This is a genomic window from Terriglobales bacterium (assembly GCA_035487355.1).
Lineage (GTDB): Bacteria > Acidobacteriota > Terriglobia > Terriglobales > Acidobacteriaceae > QIAW01.
Genome location: DATHMF010000073.1, coordinates 119,867 through 138,062 on the forward strand (window position 1 = coordinate 119,867; position 18,196 = coordinate 138,062).

The 18,196-nt window shown below is 54.5% G+C and carries 14 protein-coding genes; 6 read left to right on the forward strand and 8 right to left on the reverse strand.

Annotation, left to right across the window (positions count from 1 at the left end):
- The first annotated feature begins 36 nt into the window (after window positions 1–36).
- The 3 genes from VK738_13585 to VK738_13595 all read left to right on the forward strand — a co-directional run bounded on the left by VK738_13585 (window position 37) and on the right by VK738_13595 (window position 5,904).
- Complete coding sequence (locus VK738_13585; protein ID HTD23684.1) at window positions 37–1,470, forward strand: sugar transferase; 1,434 nt, start codon at window positions 37–39, stop codon at window positions 1,468–1,470.
- Complete coding sequence (locus VK738_13590; protein ID HTD23685.1) at window positions 1,464–2,513, forward strand: glycosyltransferase family 2 protein; 1,050 nt, start codon at window positions 1,464–1,466, stop codon at window positions 2,511–2,513. Before VK738_13585 ends, VK738_13590 begins: the two co-directional genes overlap by 7 nt.
- A 106-nt stretch (window positions 2,514–2,619) precedes the next feature.
- Entirely contained in the window at window positions 2,620–5,904 is a 3,285-nt protein-coding gene (locus VK738_13595; GenBank protein HTD23686.1) for a DUF3857 domain-containing protein, read from the forward strand.
- A 37-nt stretch (window positions 5,905–5,941) separates the two neighbouring features.
- Here VK738_13595 and VK738_13600 read toward each other — a convergent pair whose 3' ends face one another.
- The 6 genes from VK738_13600 to VK738_13625 form a co-directional block, all read right to left on the reverse strand.
- Complete coding sequence (locus VK738_13600; protein HTD23687.1) at window positions 5,942–6,559, reverse strand: hypothetical protein; 618 nt, start codon at window positions 6,557–6,559, stop codon at window positions 5,942–5,944.
- The gene (locus VK738_13605; GenBank protein ID HTD23688.1) at window positions 6,547–6,867 is read right to left on the reverse strand and encodes a metallophosphoesterase family protein; all 321 of its coding nucleotides are present in this window, start codon (window positions 6,865–6,867) and stop codon (window positions 6,547–6,549) included. The genes VK738_13600 and VK738_13605 overlap by 13 nt, the downstream gene beginning before the upstream one ends.
- A gap of 45 nt (window positions 6,868–6,912) precedes the next feature.
- Complete coding sequence (gene lpdA, locus VK738_13610; GenBank protein ID HTD23689.1) at window positions 6,913–8,349, reverse strand: dihydrolipoyl dehydrogenase; 1,437 nt, start codon at window positions 8,347–8,349, stop codon at window positions 6,913–6,915.
- A 118-nt stretch (window positions 8,350–8,467) separates the two neighbouring features.
- A complete protein-coding gene (locus VK738_13615; protein ID HTD23690.1) occupies window positions 8,468–9,133 on the reverse strand; it encodes a hypothetical protein in 666 nt (221 codons plus the stop codon).
- A gap of 1 nt (window position 9,134) precedes the next feature.
- The gene (locus VK738_13620; protein ID HTD23691.1) at window positions 9,135–9,395 is read right to left on the reverse strand and encodes a hypothetical protein; all 261 of its coding nucleotides are present in this window, start codon (window positions 9,393–9,395) and stop codon (window positions 9,135–9,137) included.
- A 182-nt stretch (window positions 9,396–9,577) separates the two neighbouring features.
- Complete coding sequence (locus tag VK738_13625) at window positions 9,578–11,128, reverse strand: FAD-dependent thymidylate synthase (GenBank protein HTD23692.1); 1,551 nt, start codon at window positions 11,126–11,128, stop codon at window positions 9,578–9,580.
- A 334-nt stretch (window positions 11,129–11,462) separates the two neighbouring features.
- Here VK738_13625 and VK738_13630 point away from each other — a divergent pair, with 334 nt between their 5' ends.
- Complete coding sequence (locus VK738_13630; protein ID HTD23693.1) at window positions 11,463–12,254, forward strand: hypothetical protein; 792 nt, start codon at window positions 11,463–11,465, stop codon at window positions 12,252–12,254.
- A 203-nt stretch (window positions 12,255–12,457) separates the two neighbouring features.
- On the opposite strand, the gene VK738_13635 is transcribed toward VK738_13630, so the two are convergent.
- Complete coding sequence (locus VK738_13635; GenBank protein ID HTD23694.1) at window positions 12,458–13,984, reverse strand: RDD family protein; 1,527 nt, start codon at window positions 13,982–13,984, stop codon at window positions 12,458–12,460.
- A 194-nt stretch (window positions 13,985–14,178) separates the two neighbouring features.
- Here VK738_13635 and VK738_13640 point away from each other — a divergent pair, with 194 nt between their 5' ends.
- Both VK738_13640 and VK738_13645 read left to right on the forward strand, forming a co-directional pair.
- Window positions 14,179–16,428, forward strand: a complete 2,250-nt coding sequence (locus VK738_13640; protein HTD23695.1) for a PBP1A family penicillin-binding protein — start codon at window positions 14,179–14,181, stop codon at window positions 16,426–16,428.
- Window positions 16,429–16,444: 16 nt separating this feature from the next.
- Window positions 16,445–17,245, forward strand: a complete 801-nt coding sequence (locus tag VK738_13645) for a PASTA domain-containing protein (protein HTD23696.1) — start codon at window positions 16,445–16,447, stop codon at window positions 17,243–17,245.
- A 50-nt stretch (window positions 17,246–17,295) separates the two neighbouring features.
- Here VK738_13645 and VK738_13650 read toward each other — a convergent pair whose 3' ends face one another.
- Entirely contained in the window at window positions 17,296–18,093 is a 798-nt protein-coding gene (locus VK738_13650) for a PEGA domain-containing protein (protein HTD23697.1), read from the reverse strand.
- Window positions 18,094–18,196: the final 103 nt, after the last annotated feature.

Genomic DNA, 18,196 nt, shown 5'->3' on the forward strand with positions numbered 1-18,196 from the left:
GAAAAATACTCTAGAGAATCGGGACATAGGCCAAAATTGTTAGAGCGACGCTCAAAATTGTTGGGATTGGGCTGTCTTGCCCATGATCTGGTGCTGACTGCGCTGGCCTTGCCGATTGCTTACCTGTTGCGCGTCTCTGTTCTTCCCAGGGTTCTTGACTCACATTTTCCAGCAGTCTATCCGCTGCGCGTCTATTTGCCTTTTTTGGCGGGAGTCCTTGTTACATGGTTTGTGGTTGGATTTCTGTACGGCATCTACCGCAAGGTAGAGCTGCGCAATCCTGCACAAATCGTCTGGGACGAAACCAAGCTGGTCGTCACTGGCATGGGGCTCGTGGCCGCCGGGCTATACCTGTTTCGAGCTGATATCAGCCGCAGTCTGGCTTTGACCTTTGGCGCTGTGAACTGGCTGCTTCTCATCACCGGCCGGCTCACAATGTTTTTCACCAAAGGCTCGCTGCGCCGAATTTTTGGACGTTATCACCATGTTCTCGTGGTCGGTACGGGCACCCATGCTCACGAGTTAGCGCGGCTGGTAGAGCATGCCGAACCACTGGGGCTGCGTCTTATAGGGTTTGCCTACCTTACCGAGCTTCCGCCCGCTCCCGCCGAAGACTTGCACAGCTCGTATAAGACCATTCCATTGGATCAAGTCCCGGACTTTATCCATGACCACGTTGTGGATGAAGTCCTGATTGCCGTGGAAAAGCAGGATTTGGATTGCATTGAACCCCTGGTCTTGCACTGTGAACGTGAAGGCGTCCGCACGCGGGTTCATCTGAATTTCCTCAAGGCCACCAGTTCGAGCGTGCATCTGGAACATCTCAATGAGTTTCCTCTACTCACTTTTTCCACCGGCCCGCAGGATGAGCTTCAGCTTTTAGCCAAGCGCGTTGCCGATCTTGCCCTGGCTCTTTTTCTGTTGATTGTGCTCGCGCCTCTCATGCTGGTGATTGCCTTGCTCGTGCGCTTTACCTCCTCCGGTCCAATTCTTTATCGTCAGACGCGTTGTGGATTAGGCGGCAGGCGCTTCACTGTGTTGAAGTTTCGCTCAATGGTGCAGAATGCAGAGCAATTGCGCCCTGGAATGGAGCATCTCAACGAGGCTGATGGCCCGGTCTTCAAGATAGCTGACGATCCCCGCGTTACTCCTATCGGGCGCTGGCTCCGCCGCACTAGTCTCGACGAGCTGCCGCAGCTTTGGAACATCCTTCGCGGCGATATGTCTTTTGTTGGTCCTCGTCCGCCTATACCCGAAGAGGTGGAAAAATACGAGTCATGGCAGCGGCGGCGGTTGCGTATGCGTCCGGGGCTGACCTGCCTGTGGGCGCTCGAAGGCCGCAGCCAGCTCAACTTTGACCGCTGGATGCAGCTCGATCTCTCCTATATTGACCGGTGGTCGTTGTGGCTTGACGCGCAAATCTTTCTGAAAACAATTCCGCATGTCCTGTTCGGCCGGGGCGCATGGTAGGGTCGGAATCGCCGCAAGTTTCCGTTCTTCTGGTTACTTACAATTCTGCGGAATATCTGGCGCGATGCCTGGAATCATTGTTGCAGCAGAACTATCCCGCGCTGGAAATCATCATTGTGGATAACGCATCCACGGATAAAACCAGAGAAATACTCTCGCAATTCACCCCGCCTGCTGGGATCAATTCGACGGTTAAGTTAAATGCAGAAAACCGGGGGTTTGCTGCCGCTCAGAACCAGGCAATTCGCGAGGCGCACGGCGCATGGCTGCTTTGCTTCAACCCCGACGTGACTTTACGGTCAGATTTCATCTCCCAACTGGTCTCAGCTGTAACGCAACTTGCTGTGACAGGGGAGAAAGAAATCGGCGCAGTGTGCGGCAAGCTGCTCCGTTGGTCGCCAGGGGAACAAACGGAATTTACATCCATCATTGATTGCACAGGAATGTATTTCACGCGCAACATGCGCCATCTCGATCGAGGCGCTGAAGGAACCGATCACGGCCAGTATGAGCGCGCGGAATATGTATTTGGCGCGAGCGGCGCAGCAGCGTTATATCGCCGAGCCATGGTGGAAGATGTGAGCATTGATGGAGAATTTTTCGATGAAGATTTTTTTGCCTACCGCGAAGACGCCGATTTGGCCTGGCGGGCTCAGATTCTGGGCTGGAAGTGCCTTTACGTTCCGGCTGCGGTGGGCTGGCATGTGCGCCGCGTTACCCCCGAGCGGCGCGAGCTGTTGCCGGACCTCATCAACTGGCATTCGGTAAAGAACCGGTTTCTGATGCGAATCAAGAATTCCTCAGCCTGGCTCTTCCTGCGTTTGTTCTCTCCCGTAACCGTACGCGATCTCATGATCGTGGGCTATGCCGCGCTGCGTAACTGGCGGCTATTCTCTGCACTTTTTTATCCGGTTCGTCATGTCCGCCGGCTCTGGCGAAAACGGCAATGGATTCAATCCAGGCGCAAAATCTCAGACCGCCAATTGTTACGCTGGTTCTGCAATCGGCCACGGAGCGAACCTCTGGCAGACAACAAAGAGTAGATTATTTTGGATTTGCTCTTAACATCCGGCTCTCTCGCCATCCATCGCCTCCAACCATGCCTCTCCGCTACACGTTAGGGTGAAAACTAACGTAAAATCTAAGAATATGCCCAAGTTCACCGGTTTGCTCTTCTTTGGTTTTTTTCTGTTTTTGTCCGCGTTTGCTTATGGGCAAACCACTCCTAGCCCCGCTGCCACCCCCACGCCCTCAAACGATAGCGCGGCCCCCGCCTCGAAAACCGCGGACTATTCCCAGGAAGCGGTTGTGTATGAGTCCTATCACACCGTGGAACGCTTCGAGAGTGATGGAACCGGCAAAAAGAATGTGACCGCGCGTATCCGCGTGCAGAGCGAAGCCGGCGTGGATCAGCTTGGTCAACTCGTCTTCGGCTACAACGCTGCCAGTGAGAAGTTCGACATTGATTATGTACGGGTCCGCCGCGCCGACGGATCGGTTGTGACCGCCACGCCCGACGCCGTGCAGGATATGACCGCTCCCGTGTTGCGTGAAGCGCCGGTGTACACCGATTACCGCGAAAAACACGTTACCGTGCCCGCGCTTCGGCCTGGAGAGATCCTGGAATACTCCATCACTACGACCACGCACACGCCGCTGGCGCCGGGGCAATTCTGGCTGGAATATGACTTCGCCAAACATGGCATCTTGCTCGACGAGCAATTGGAAGTCAACGTTCCCGCGAACAAAAAGATCAAACTTAAAAATAAAGACGAATACGCTCCCAAGATTTCGCAGGAGGGAGACCGCAAAATTTACACCTGGAAGAGCTCGCATCTTGACCAGGAGGAAGATGACGATTCTTCTTCTTCCGCCGCCGATAAAAAGAAAAAGAAGAAACATACTTACAAAGATGAAATATCGGATGTAGAGCTGACCACTTTCCAGAGTTGGGAAGAGCTTGGGCGCTGGTATGCCAGTCTGGAAAAAGACCGCATCACACCCACGCCCGAGATCAAGGCCAAAGCCGCAGAGTTGACCAAGAATGCGCAGACCGACATCGGCAAGATACAAGACCTCTACGATTACGTAGCCAGGAACTTCCGTTACGTGAGCCTTTCGCTGGGAAGAGGACGTTACCAGCCGCATCCTGCCGGTGAAATCCTCGCCAATCAATATGGCGATTGCAAAGACAAACACACGCTGTTGAGCGCCATGTTGCGCGGCATTGGCCTCAGCGCAAATGCCGTACTGATTGATAGCTCGCGCAAGCTCGATGAAGACGTGCCTTCGCCTTCGCAGTTCGACCACGTCATCACAGTTGTGCCTCTGGGTAAGCAGATGCTTTGGATGGATACAACCTCTGAAATCGCTCCCTTTCAGTTGCTGCTGAGTCCTCTTCGCGCCAAGAAGGCGCTCATGATTCCTCAGGATGGGGCGCCTAAAATTGTAGAGACCCCTTCCGATCCTGCCGTACCCAACTACCAGATTGTTGAACTGGATGGCAAAATTTCCGACCTGGGAAAGCTGGATGCGCACGTTCGTATGGAATTGCGCGGTGATTCTGAGGTGATGCTGCGCTCTCTCATGCGCCGCGTCCCGCGCAGCAAGTGGAAAGATGTAATGAAATATGGAGCGGCAACACAGGGGCTCGATGGCGAAGTTTCCAACCTTCAACTGAGCGACCTGGAATCCACCAACGAACCGCTCACTGTCGAATACCAGATTGCAGTCGCGAACTTTTTCGATTGGTCCGGGAAGCAGACTGAGATCGAGCTGCCCACGTTAATGCGTTTCTCGCTTCCTAATGCTGATCCAGACCCCGATCCGGAAGACGACCCTATCCCCTTCGGCGGTCCCATTGAATTTACTACCCGTTTTCACTTGCTGCTCCCGTCAAAATTCACTCTGGGTTCAATGGTGCCGGTAAATTTGGTGCGCGATTACGGTGAATATCACTCTACCTATAAAACAGATAATCAAAGTGCAAATGGTCAACGCAAGATTTCCATCAAAGTGCGCGAACTGCCGGTCACCCGCTCGCGCGATTATCTTGCGTTTCGCCGCGCCGTGGAATCCGATGGCGATCAAAAAATCTCACTGGAGAACGTGAGTGCCAACAACAATTCGACGCCAACTGTTCCCCAAACTGCAAAAGCAGAAGATCTGGAAGATGCCGCCCGTTCGGCGATTGAGGCGCAGCATTATGAGATCGCAGTAACGCTGCTGAAACGCGTCGTCGAGCTTGAGCCCAAGCACGCTGATGCCTGGCTGCAACTGGGCGTGGTGTACGGAATTCTGCGCAATTTTGATCTTTCGGAACAGGCCTTCCATAAGCAGATCGAGCTCAACCCCTATGATGATCGCGCTTATGGCGGTTTGGGTTTGACCCTCTTTCAGCAGGATAAATTCGACGATGCTATTTCTGCCTATCGCAAGCAACTGGAGATCAATCCTCTCGATCTCAGGGCGCATTCCATGTTGGGGACGATTTATTCCAACCGCCACCGGTGGACTGACGCCGCTCCTGAATTCGAGCAGGCCGTCTCGCTTCAGCCCGATAACGCCCTGCTGCGCGCTGAACTGGGCAGCGCATATCTCAACATGGACTTGGCCGATAAAGCTTTGGCCGCTTTTGACAAGGCCGTGCAGTTGGACCGCTCTCCTGAGATTTTGAACGACGTGAGTTACGAGCTTACGGAGAAAAATGTTCATCTCGATCGCGCCCTGCAATATGCCCAGAGCGCAGTGGATGAAACCGCCACCCGCCTGCGCACGGTAACTCTGGACCATCCCGAGATGACAGAGATCGCGTTGGTGAACAGCCTGGCTTCTTATTGGGATACGCTCGGCTGGGTGTACTTCCGCCAGGGAGAGTTTGACCGGGCAGAGAAATATATTCGGGCCGCCATGGGACTTACCCAGCACGGCGAGGTCATTGATCACCTCGGGCAAATCTACGAAAAACGCGGCAAAACCGACGAGGCCATCCACTGGTATGCCGTTGCACTGGCGAGCCCGCATCCCAGTCCTGATACACGCGGCCGGTTGGCCAAACTGGCAGGCGGTGACGGCAAGGTTGATCCAATCGTAAAAAAATATAAAGACGAGTTGGCCAAATTGCGGACCATTCCTTTGGGCAAGGTTCTGCCCCAGGATAAGGATAAGGCGCAAAGTGCCACCGCTTCCGACCCCAGTGGCGACTTCCTTCTCCTGGTTTCTACTTTAGGGCAGACTGAGGATGCAAAATGGGTCCGGGGCAGCGAGGAATTGAAGAGTCTCAGCAGCAAGTTGCGCGCAGCCAATAACAACATGACTTTCCCTGACGGAACTCCGACCAAAGTGCTGCGACGCGGCACCGTGCAGTGCTCCTCCCACACCGGCGAGTGCAGCCTGGTTCTGATGGATTCCGATGCGGTCAACGCAGTGGATTAGGCGGATTGATTGGTGTTCATCAGCGGCGGAACATTGTTTATTTTGCCGAAATCTGAAACGAATCCCGCACATTGAAACTAAACTGAGGATTATTTCCTTCCAGCTTGAACATCTCGAAATTCAGCTTGTCGTGGTCAACAGTGATCCTGCAATAGTGGTAGGTAGGTCCAGGCTGGTTGTAAAAATCATCAGGATGCCGCTGTACCGTGTAGGGAGTGGCGCCCCCGCCTCCGCTCACGATGTACATCACGCCGTTGTGCTCATAGCGCTCGTAGTTGTGCACATGGCCGGCAATGACGATGATCCTGGCGTGAAGCTGCTTCTGCTGCGATTCAAACAGCTCAGCCAGGTGCTGCTCCGATTCTCTCGCCGCATGTCCTCCAAAAAACAGATGGTCCGTAGATCGCGTATAGGGCGGGTGATGCATGGAAAAAATAATAAATTGCACATCGGCAGGCACGTTGTCGAACTCTGAAACGATCCAGTTCCACTGCGGGCTGCCGGGCTTGTCATCAGATTCGGAGTCTAACGTCAGCAGCAACACATTTCCATAATGCACGGAATACCAACGCCGGCCTTGTAAGTACGGAAATTGTTGCAAATAGTTGTGGACTTCACTGTCATCCTTGATCTCATGATTGCCTATGGCAGGCAATACCTTGATTTGAACGTCGCGCCAAGCCTGCGTCTCTTTGGCCAGTCGCCGCGGCTGCCGCCCTTATAGACAAGATCGCCATTCACCACCAGAAGATCGGGCTTTTCCGCGGCGATGCGCGCAATTAAGACCCGTCGCCGATTGGGATCTGTCACAAAATGATTGGAAGGATGGGTAGTCCGCAAATCTCCATAGGCAACCAGGGTGAAAGGATACTGTTTAGGCTGGGCAGCAAAGAGTTGTTCATCTCCCGGCTTGACCGCAATCTGGGCCTTCAGTTTTGTCGGCGGAAGTAAGGCTGAGAGCAAGAAAAACACAGCCGACCAAAAGATCTTTGACCTCATCATTCCCAATTAAACATTGATCTGCAGTCCATAGACGCTATTGAATCCATCGGAGAGCGCCTCGTACAGCGTCGGATGAGCATGAATCGTGAACATCATGTCTTCCACAGTGGCCTCAAGCTCTATGGCGGCAACCGCCTCGGCAATTAATTCCGTCGCTTGCGGTCCGATGATGTGCACGCCCAAGATCTCACCGTACTGCTCATCGGAGACCACCTTCACAAACCCTTCATGCGCACCAACGATTGTTGCCTTGGAGTTGCCCAAAAAGGGAAACTTGCCCACTTTAACTTTGTGTCCGGATTCGCGTGCCTGCGCTTCCGTCAATCCTACGCTGGCAATTTGCGGTTCGCAGTAGGTTGCGCCGGGAATATGGTTGCGGTTCAACGGCTTCGCAGGTCTGCCGGCAATCTTAGAGACCGCCACGATTCCCTGCATAAAGCCCACGTGCGCGAGCTGCGGAAACCCGGCAATGATGTCGCCGGCCGCGTAGATACCCGGCTCTTCCGTCTGCATCCATTCATTGGTCTTAATGAATCCGCGGTCAGGCTTGATTTTGGTTTTTTCCAGACCAATATTGTCGGTGCGCGGCGCGCGGCCGATGGCGATGAGCACCTTGTCCGCTTCCAGCGCCTGCGTTTTGCCCTCGGAGTCGGTATAACCCACCTTCACTCCGTCTTTGGTCTTTTCAATTTTCTGAACTTTTACACCTACATTGCTCTTGATGCCGCGCTTGGTGAAGGCCTTCAGCAGCTCCTTGGAAACTTCTTCGTCTTCCACCGGAACTAGCCGCGGCAGCGCCTCCAAAATCGTCACATCCACGCCAAAGGAGTGGTAGATGGAAGCAAACTCCACGCCTACAGCACCCGCTCCAATCACGATCAGAGATTTTGGAATCGCGTTGAGACTCAGGACTTCGATGTTGGTCAAAATGCGCGCGTCTGGTTCGAGCCCAGGAAGCATGCGCGCCTCTGAGCCCGTGCTGATGAGGATATTTTTCGCTTTGATGAATGTGGTTTCGCCGGCGGCGCCGCCTCCGCCCTCGGTAAAAACTTCAACCGTATGCACGCCGTCTTTGGCCGGCCCGGTCAGCCTTCCGTAACCGTTGACGGTTGCAACCTTGTTTTTGCGCATCAGGAACTCCAGGCCCTTGGCGTGTTTGAGCACAATCTTGTTCTTGCGCTGCTGGATAGCGGCCCAATTCAGCGTGGGTGCGGTCACGCCTTCGATGCCGAATTCTTTGGCATCTTTGAGGTGGTCCCATATTTCGGCGTTGAACAGCAGTGCCTTGGTGGGGATGCAGCCCACATGCAGGCAAGTTCCGCCCAGCAGCTCGTCTTTCTCGATCAGGCAGGTCTTCAGGCCATATTCACCGGCACGGATCGCGGCGGTATATCCCGCCGGGCCGCTGCCGATAATGGCTACGTCATAAATTGTCTCAGGCAAAGTTGTGCTCCGATGTGCTCACTGTATTAGATGTAGCAACGCAAACTAACGATTGTAAAACACAGGCGGGGGGATGGGAAATCAGCAGCATCATCAGCGCTGCTGAACGAGGGTCACTTCATGCGGTGAACGCGCCCGTTTGAACATCAAAAAGCCACCTGCCTTGCGCTGGGCAGCCTTTTTCGACATAAGTACTCTTGGGAACATCGATGATAGCCTCCCCGGCATCGTTGACCCCGGCGAAGTCCTCGAAATAATCACACGATGGCAACTGTTCGAGGATTTCTTCATTCAGCTCTCGGAAGTGAACAGACTTGGTCTTCGCGTCATAGATTACGGGCCGGTGTCCTGTGTAGTCACCGGCTGCCCACCAAAAATCTGCGGCCAGTTTTGTTTCGTCTTTCGAGACCCCGACCATCTCCACGCCAACCAGGCCATCCGGGGAGTCGGAATACTCCTTCGCTAATGCGAATGGCCCGGTACCTTCGGCCACAAAAAGTTTGTACACGACTTCACAGGAATTTCCATCCGTGTCGTCTGGGGGCCGGCTCAGCCTGACCGTGGCATAGGCTCGGATACTGCCCGACGGAGTAGCAATAGTAGCCGTTTTGCGCGTTACGGCTTGTCCTGCTTTGAGTTCATCACACTCCATCGGCTCGGTTGCACGCGCTTTCCGCTCCCCAACAGCAGTAGCAGTTAGAGTTAGCAGCAGCATCGCTCTGATGATTGCATTTCTCATGGTCAGCGTTAGAAGTGAATGGTTGTTGCCGTATACGCTAGGCACTTTACTTCAACAAATAGAAAACATCGGTGCGGAGCTTCGCCGGGTCATCGTCCCAGTCGCCGTAGACCTCCCAGAACGGCATGACAAATTGACGCTGGTTCTGCTTGCACCATTTGCGCACCGCTTCATGCGCAGGGCCAAGCTGATTGTATGGACCGAAGTGCGAAGTTCTTGCGACAGGCCCCGCGGGCGTGGCTGAGCAGACTACCTCTATCGAGCCCGCACCCTTTTTCGTCCCAATAGATTGCGACGTTGTGACCATCTCTTCGGAACTCGCTATGCTCTTTTAAAAAAGCCCACGGACGCGAGAGCAGGTCTCCAATCTCTCGCGAGATCATTTTGAATGTAGTGCGCTGTCTGCAAGCGGCAACAAGCTGCTCTGCCGCCGTCTCCACTGCGACTTGGTATTCCACCTACTCTCCCTTAGATTCTTTAATTGATGGGTCACCGCTTCAGCAAATCCACCGGCTCGCGCACATCCGTCACCCGGAAATACTGCTTCAGTGCAGGATAGCGCTCAACTACAGCCTCATACATGGCATAGGCCACATTGCGATAGGAAAAGTGTCCGGCCGGTGTGGTGCGCAGTTCCGAGATGTAGACTGCCTCGGCGAAATCCATCTTGAAGAGCGTGCGCTTACGATAAGCCATCGGTAGCGCGTAAACCGAAGCTGTCGCGCCGTGATTCGTGGCTAATGCAGTGGCAGACTCAGCAGCACGGCGCATGGTTTGCTGGTAACGCGGTTCGAGCCCGGCGGAGATCAAATCCTCAGGCGTGTCATATCCATGGAGAGCGGTAAACTCCTGGCCAATCTGAATGCAGCGCCGGTGGCGGTGCATATCGCGGAATCCGCCCACATCCATCAGGATGTCAAAGCGAAACCTCTGCCCCGCCGAGAATGCGCGTAGCAACTCGTCGTGCTTGCCGCGATGTTTAGCGCCGAGTTCGATGATCTCTTGTCGTCGCGCCGCACTTAAGCCGGTCACTCGCTCGCGGACCTGCCGATAGGAATAATGGCAATGCTCATAAAGCAACGTGGTGGCAAGTTCGATTTCGAAAGGTTCATCGTCGAGTAAATCAACGGGGTTAGCAGTCTTGATCTTCTCTCCTGCCAAAATCTCAGCAGCAGCATGCCGTAGCTCTTTTCGCGTCGAGATCTCATACTGGTTGGGATCAGCATACTTCACCAGCGTCGGCGACACTCTGACATCCTTCAACAGGTTCTGCTGCGCCAAGTTGCCCAGTTCCTGATTCATCGTCTTGATTTGATCTACCAGTGCGCTCCATGCCTCCTGGTTCACGTTGTACGCGGGTTCGCTTGCCGCCTGCTTCAATAGCCGGCCCAAGTTCTGCACTTCGGGATACTCACTCGAAAGCAGGCGTGAAATCTGCGTCTCCAGCGTGCGCGCATTCATGATCTGGCCCAGGGAAGTGTTGGTTCCCAGCGGCAGCAGATAACGCGAGATATCAAAGGCGCGGGCCTTCAGCGTGCGCTCGTAAGCTTCCTGTTTCATGGCTTCAGGTCTCGGGGTGCGCTCTGTCAGCCACTTCCACATGCTTTCGGAGAGAGTTTCGTACTCCGTAAAAAGAAACTCAATAGTTTCGCGGTAAAGCTGCAAGGCGTCTGCATCCTCGCCGAAATCGGGGATGGTATAGCCGCTTTTGCGGAAATCCTGATAGCGCGTCGAGCGCTCCTGGCCGTCCCAGCGTTGCTCATCCACCAAAATGATGGCGGCAATCATCGAAAGCTTTTCGATGGCGAAGGCAACATGGGCCAGGTCGGCAATCGAGCGGTGGCCGTATTGGAAATAAAAAGTGTTGAGAAATTTTTCGGCCTTCTGCTCGTTGATCTCATGCAGCGACTCCTTCATGGAGAGCGCCGAACGCGAGTATTTGGCCATGGCATAGGCTTGCACCTCAGGTTCAGCGCCGTACACGGCATAGACATTGGTGGCCGGTTGGTGGTTATTAGAAGAGGGCTTCTGGTCCGACATCGGTACCAGAAATGTTAGCAGCAGTTCTGGACGTAATACGAGCAAATTGTTATGGCGAATCTGCAGACTGGCTGGACTTCATCGAAGTTCTTGGACGGTTCTTTGAATTCTTTTGTTAGCGTAACTGCAATGAACAAAGGTTTTTGTTATGAGAATTCCCTTTGTTATAAGAAATCCCTTTTGTAAAGATTTGTATTTTCTTTGCTGGAAATTACTGAAGTAACTTCCCCTCGGGGCCAAAATGCGATAAATTAGATAATTCATTACATACATGCGAAACAGCTATACTATCTCGACTTTATTCTGTGTACTGTTGGTGTTAGCGGGCAGTGCTATGACTTGGGCGCAGGCGGAAGCCGTCGCTCCAACCTCACAATTCCTTCCGGCATCAATCTTCTCCTCGCCCACGGCCCTGCCGCGCATGGCGCCGGAGTTAGCGTTGTCTACGTTTGATCAGCGCGCCGACCACCAGTTGAGTGATCTGCCTTCGTATTCGGCTGTGACCCGCATCTCGGCTGAACTGCCGCAGAGCAAGCAGCGGGCGGTGTTCGAATTGGAGCGCCACTATGCTGCTCCCAAGACCTTGCAATTTGTTCCCGTGCAGTTCTCGGGCGATGGTTTTGTGAAGCACAACGTCATCAACCGCGTGCTGCAGCAGGAAGTGGATAGCACCGAAAAACAGGATGGCGCGCAAACCGCCATCACCGAGCGGAATTACAAGTTCACGTATAAAGGCGATTCGCAAATTGAAGGCCGGGCCGTGCACGTATATCAGGTGAAGCCATTGGCCAATCTTCCCGGATTGTTCAAGGGCCACGTCTACCTGGATGTATTGAGCGGTGCGCTCCTGCGGGCAGAAGGCAAGCTGGTGAAGTCGCCGTCATTTTTCATCAAGAAAATTGATTTCGTCACCGACTACGCTGACCTGGATGGATTTTCACTGCCCATTCACGTTCACTCGGTAGCAGATACGCGCCTGGTCGGTCATGTTGTGATGGATATCTCTACCACCGGGTACAGCTTTGCCGGCAGCATCACAAACGCCAGCCCCACAGGGACCACGACTGGCAGCAGCTCTACGGTTATCGTTACCCCTACGCCAATCGTCTCAACCAGCACGGAATAAAATCCGGATAGCTTGCGTAAGAACTCAATTCTAGTTCGATCTTTCGGAGGGGCACAGCTTTAGCTGTGCCGCAAGTTTGTTGGGAAATCATACTTCTTCACTGCCGTAGGCTGGCGCGAAGCGAAGCGCCTAAAAATCCCTTTTTTTCCGCAAGGCCTTTTAACCATGAGGGCGAACGAACACCAACTCCAAAAATGCTCTGATTATTTCACCTCAAACTTGCTCTCGTGGATAAGGTTGCTATTCCCGTTGTTGTCAGTGACTTCATATTGCAAGGTATAAGTTCCAGGTTTGATGTCTGCGGGCAAGTCAAGATATCCGCTGACCTGCAGAAAGAAATTTGCCGGATGGTACACATAGGCGTCATTCAAGCTCTCCCAATCCGGTTTGTTGAGTAAGAGGCTTCCATCCGGTTCAAGCAGCTTATAGGCGATGTGCAGGTTGACGTGGTCATCGCGGAATTGCATTCCCAGCAGGCGGAAGCTGTAATAGACGCTCTCTCCGGCGTGATACTCGGCAGGCGCAATGGGTTCACCCTGTTTGCTGCGGGTAAAGTGAAAATCCCGGACCTCGAGTTTGACCGCGGCCAGCACCGGCGTGGCGTTTTCTACGGTAAAAGCTGAAGCAAAGTCTTGCCCGGAATTGGCCACATTGTCCTGAGCATGGATGTTGATTTTATAAATCCCGGCCGGAGCAAATGGCGGCAAATGGATCCGATAATTTGCCTGGATCGGAACTCCGGCGCCTTTGGATGCTCCCGTGACCGTATTTTCCCAGGGATGGTCCAATGCCAGCCCGTTGGGGTCCGTGCAGGTTACGCGGATTGCGACCGCGATGTTGCCCTGCGGATTGCTGCCATAGCCGGTCAACTCATATTTGGCATAGACGTCGTCTTCCGCTTTGTAAACCGAGCTTGCCCGTGGTGCGACGCTGTTTCCATCAGTGAAAGTGAAGTTCTGCAACTTCAGGTTGCCGCTTTGCACCACGGGAAGAGTGGCCGAGCCGCTCTGCTCTCCACGCGCTCCCGAGTCAATTGCGCCACCGGCGCCCATGGCAACATGCAGACTGATGCTATGCATGTTGCGATATTGGCGATACACTTGCCAGCCAATGGCGCCAACTGCAGCCAGATAAAAAATCACTCCCGCCAGGGTAAAGAGAACACTTTCTCGCAAGATCACTACTGTTCCTGCCATGCGGTCGCCGATCCGCTGCCGTTTCGCGGAAAATATCGCGAATATCCACCCCAGCAGATAAAACGCAGGCAGAACATCCAACAGACGCGCCAAGGTGCGGATAAACGCCGCCCTGATCCCCGCGCCTTCACCGCTTACCCGCCGCACCTGAATGCCAACAGACGCTTTGCCTAGAGTTGCCCCAAACAAGGCTTCCATGAGCCAGAAGTAGAGCGCGGCAATAATAGCAATGCCCACAGTTGCGGCCAGGAGCGGCGTGCCCGTTACATTTAAAGATCCACCGGGTTGCGGCCCATTCCAGCGGTTTGCACCCCAAATCAGGGCCAGCCACCAAAGTGCGGTCAGCAAAATCGAGTCCAAAATCAAGGCTCCCAGGCGTCGCCACAAGCTGGCTATCCCATAGCCGGCCATGAGCATGGTTGATCCATCGGTATGAAGCTCGCCAGAGACGACGGTTTCTGCTAATTCTTTGCCGCAGTTCACGCACGTGGATGAGCTGTTGGGATTTCGGACCCCGCACTTAGGACAATCCATGGATCTTCCTCCGGAACCAAACTCGATACTACGACTAAACCCGGCATTTTATCGTATTGAGACACCTTTTAAGCTCCAATAGCGCGATCAAAGCGTCAAAGAAGGAAGCAAGGTTTAACTGAGGACTAACCACTGACCACTGAGGACTGCTTCATGGTATGCTGGCGCTACCACGGCCACGAATCCAGCAGCAGATGAAATATCTTTACTCAGAACTTCCCGCCGTCCAGGTAGCGGGAACCCGGCTGGTGGGACGGGTGGTCTTCGGGCTCCTTGTGCTCGCCGCCGCGTTGGTAGGCGCCTTCGCGGGTCTGTTGATTGTCTATTCCACCGACCTTCCTCAGGTCAGCGAGTTGGAGCATTACCGCCCCAGTTCCATCACTGAGTTGTACGACGACCAAGGCCGCGAGATCGGATCATTCGCCATCCAGAGGCGCCTGATCGTGAATTATGAAGACCTGCCCAAGGTGCTGCGCGAAGCCGTAATTTCCATCGAAGACAAGGATTTCGAGCGCCACTGGGGCATTAATTTGTGGCGCGTGTTGGGCGCGTTTTATCGCGATATTGCCACGCATCGCAACATGCAGGGCGCATCTACGTTGACTATGCAGCTTTCCCGCAATCTGTTTCTTTCGCAGGAGCGCACGATGTCGCGCAAAATGCAGGAGGCCATGCTGGCCATCCAGATCGAGCGGCGTTTTACCAAGCCCCAGATTTTTACCATGTACTGCAACCAGATTTACCTGGGACACGGCGTCTACGGCTTTGAAGCCGGTGCCGAGTATTACTTCAACAAACATGCGAAGGACCTGACGCTCGAAGAGGCTGCCGTGCTCGCCGGATTGCCCAAGAGCCCGACAGAGTATTCGCCTATACTCCATCCCGACCGGTCGTTGGCGCGCCGGAACCTGGTGATCAACAATATGCTGGAAGACGGCAAGATCACCGCCGAGGAAGCCAACAACGCCAAGGCGGCCCCGCTCCGGCTCAATGTTAACGTGCCCCCGAATAATCTTGCCCCCTGGTTTGCCGAAGACGTGCGCCGCTATTTGGAAAAAAAATATGGCAGCGACCAGGTCCACCTGGACGGCCTGCGCGTTTATACCTCCCTGGACATGGATTTACAAAAGGTAGCTACACAAGCTGTTCTCGATGGCGTGGCCGCCTACGAACGCCGCCATGGCTGGAAGGCGAAACTGCAGAACGTGATCGCCATGGGCCAGAAGATGTCTGAATATGAGCATCCCGATTGGAACAATACCATTGACGTAGGCAGCTACGAGCACGCCCTGGTTACCTCGGTGACCGCATCTTTGGCGACGGTGAAGTTTGGCCGCTACACCGCAGCTTTGGGCCCAAGCGATGTTTCCTGGACGGGCAAACGCTCGCCCCTGCAACTCTTCAAAGTGGGCGATATCGTATACGTGAAGGTTTTGTCCCTGGGTCCTGACAGCAAAGCCGGCGTGCGTCTGGAGCAGAACTCGGGCGCGCAGGGCGCGCTGCTGGCCATAGACAACGCGACCGGCGACATCAAGGCCATGGTAGGCGGGCTCGATTACGAGGAATCCAAATTCAACCGCGCAACCCAGGCTTTGCGCCAGGTGGGTTCGTCGTTTAAGCCCTACGTTTATACCGCTGCTGTGGATACAGCCGGGGCCACGCCCGACGACATGATTCTGGATGCGCCCACTTCTTTTATCACCGGCTCCGGCGTTTACACGCCGCACAACTACGACGGAAAATTTGAGGGCAACATTACTCTGCGCCATGCGCTGGCCGAGTCACGCAACATTCCTGCGCTGAAGCTGGCCGAACGCGTGGGCATGAAGACGGTGATCGAATACGCCCATAAATTCGGAGTGACCTCCCCGCTGCCGCCGTATTTGCCGGTCGCGCTCGGCGCTGCCGAAGTAACTCTCTACGAACAGACCGCAGCGTTTTCCACTTTCCCCAACGATGGGGTGCGCGTCACCCCGCGCTACATCCGGAAAGTGGTTGACTACGATGGGCGCGTGATGGAAGAAAATTATCCTGAAGTTAAAGATGTGGTGGGCGCCAATACTGCGCGTATCATGACCTCGATGATGCGCGAGGTTGTGCTGCACGGCACGGCAGCCCGGGCCAACGCGCTCAAACATCCGCTGGCAGGCAAGACCGGGACCACGAACGACTTCACCGATGCCTGGTTTATCGGGTTTTCTCCTTCGATTACCTGCGGGGTGTGGATCGGTTTCGACGAAAAGAAAAACCTTGGCGCGAAAGAAACCGGCGCACAGGCAGCGCTGCCCATCTGGATGGATTTCATGAAAGTTGCCATCCAGGGCCATGATGACGAAGACTTCACCGCTCCAACCCTGGCGCCGCGTCCGCCCACGGCTGTAGCCGTGAAGGAAGATACGCCTGACATCAAGCCCGGCGAGGACGTAGACCAGGCCGCCCATTAATGACTGAGGACTGTTCTTGAGTTTGCCAAAAGAAATTCCGAACAAAGCCCAAGGGCCCGCCACGGCAAGGCTCCTGGGTTATCCCGTGCGGCGCCTCTTCCGTCTCGCCATGTTGGGATTGGTTCTGGTGCTGGTGGCATTTCTCTCTGCGCTGACCTCGATGCGCTTTGCCATCCACGGACGCGAGGTGCAAGTGCCTCAACTCGCTGGCAAGACAACGGCCGAGGCGGAAGGCCTGTTGAGCAATCTGGGGTTGACCCTGGAGGTGGAAAATCGCTTCTACAGCGCCAAAGTTCGCGAGGGCGGTATCGTCTCCCAGATCCCTCAGCCCGGCACCAATGTGCGTCGCGGATGGCGCGTGCGCGTGGCCCTGAGCCTGGGCCCGCAGCGCGTATCCGTTCCGAATGTTCTGGGCGAAAGCGGCCGCGCCGCCGAAATCAACGTGCAGCGCCGTGGCCTGGAGCTGGGGACGGTTGCCATCGCGCATCTGCCGCAGTTTCCCGCCGATCAGGTGATCGCGCAAAGCCCCCCACCCAACTCTACGGGGATAACCACTCCCAAAGTGAATCTGCTCGTGACCGCACCGCCCGAAGCGCAGGCTTATATCATGCCCGACTTCACCGGCCGCTCCGCCGCTGATGCGCGCAGCATCATCGAATCCACCGGATTGCGTGCCATCAGGACCGGTGATACATCGTCTTCCGCCGTGGACCCGAATTCACCCGCTGCCTGGACAGGCTACGTCGTGCGCCAATCCCCCGCTGCGGGAGAAAGAGTCACCCCAGGGACGACCGTGGTCCTTGAAATAGCGCGTTAGCCGACGGAAGTGAAGACTGTTTCCAATACCGCTGCTATTAATGACAGCTACTATGGGTGGGAAATTTCTCTCGGAACTAAAAGAATGCGTTTTACTTGATTGCGGTCCAATTTCTGAATATTTCCTGCAATGTGGACTGTGATTGAGCTGGCATCCAGAGACTCAACATCGGCGGTCAATACTGTTCCATCCCGCAATTCAACCGTGTCATGCGCCGACGTTCCTAACTCGTAACTCACGCTGCCACCTGAGAGTTGGTCTGAATTAATCACGAGAGGGAAAGTACCGTTGTTGTATCCTTCCTTTTCAAACTCGAGAGTATGACTGCCAACGCTTAGGTTCACGGCAATAGGGGTTATGCCATATTCTTTTCCGTCCGCCTTCAACTTGGCGCTAGACGGCACCGAATAAACCGTTAGGCTCACCATCTTTAATGGAAGGTACGATTGCAGTTCGGGCGGTAGACTGGAAGGGACGACACTTAGGCTCACCAGCGTTCCGGCAGTCGAAGCCGTGACTTTGATCTTCAAGGTTTCGCCTGCGGCCAAGTTGCTGAAATCGAGACTCCCGTCTCCAATCCGCGCCTTATTCTTGTCGTACATGTAAAAAGTGAAGCTGGCCCGCGGTATCTCCTTCTTGGACCGGTTCTCTACCGCTGTATCAATAAAGTAAGAGTTCTCGCCGGCAAAAGTCCCGATTTTTTGGATCTTGCCGATGCTGAAGCGCAAGATAGAGTTTTCGCCGCTAGGCCAATCAATGACCTGCGCCGGTTGTTCTTTTGCCCCGGACAGCGAAGTAAGAACGAAAACATTGAGGACAACGAAGAGAATTCTTATTTGTGGCCGCATGCGCGTTAGATCCCTGCAGATCGCAGTTCCCTTTGTGGTTTTGAAAACATAACGCACCACTATACCAGCATTACTTTTGATGCCGAGCTGAAAAAAGGCCTCA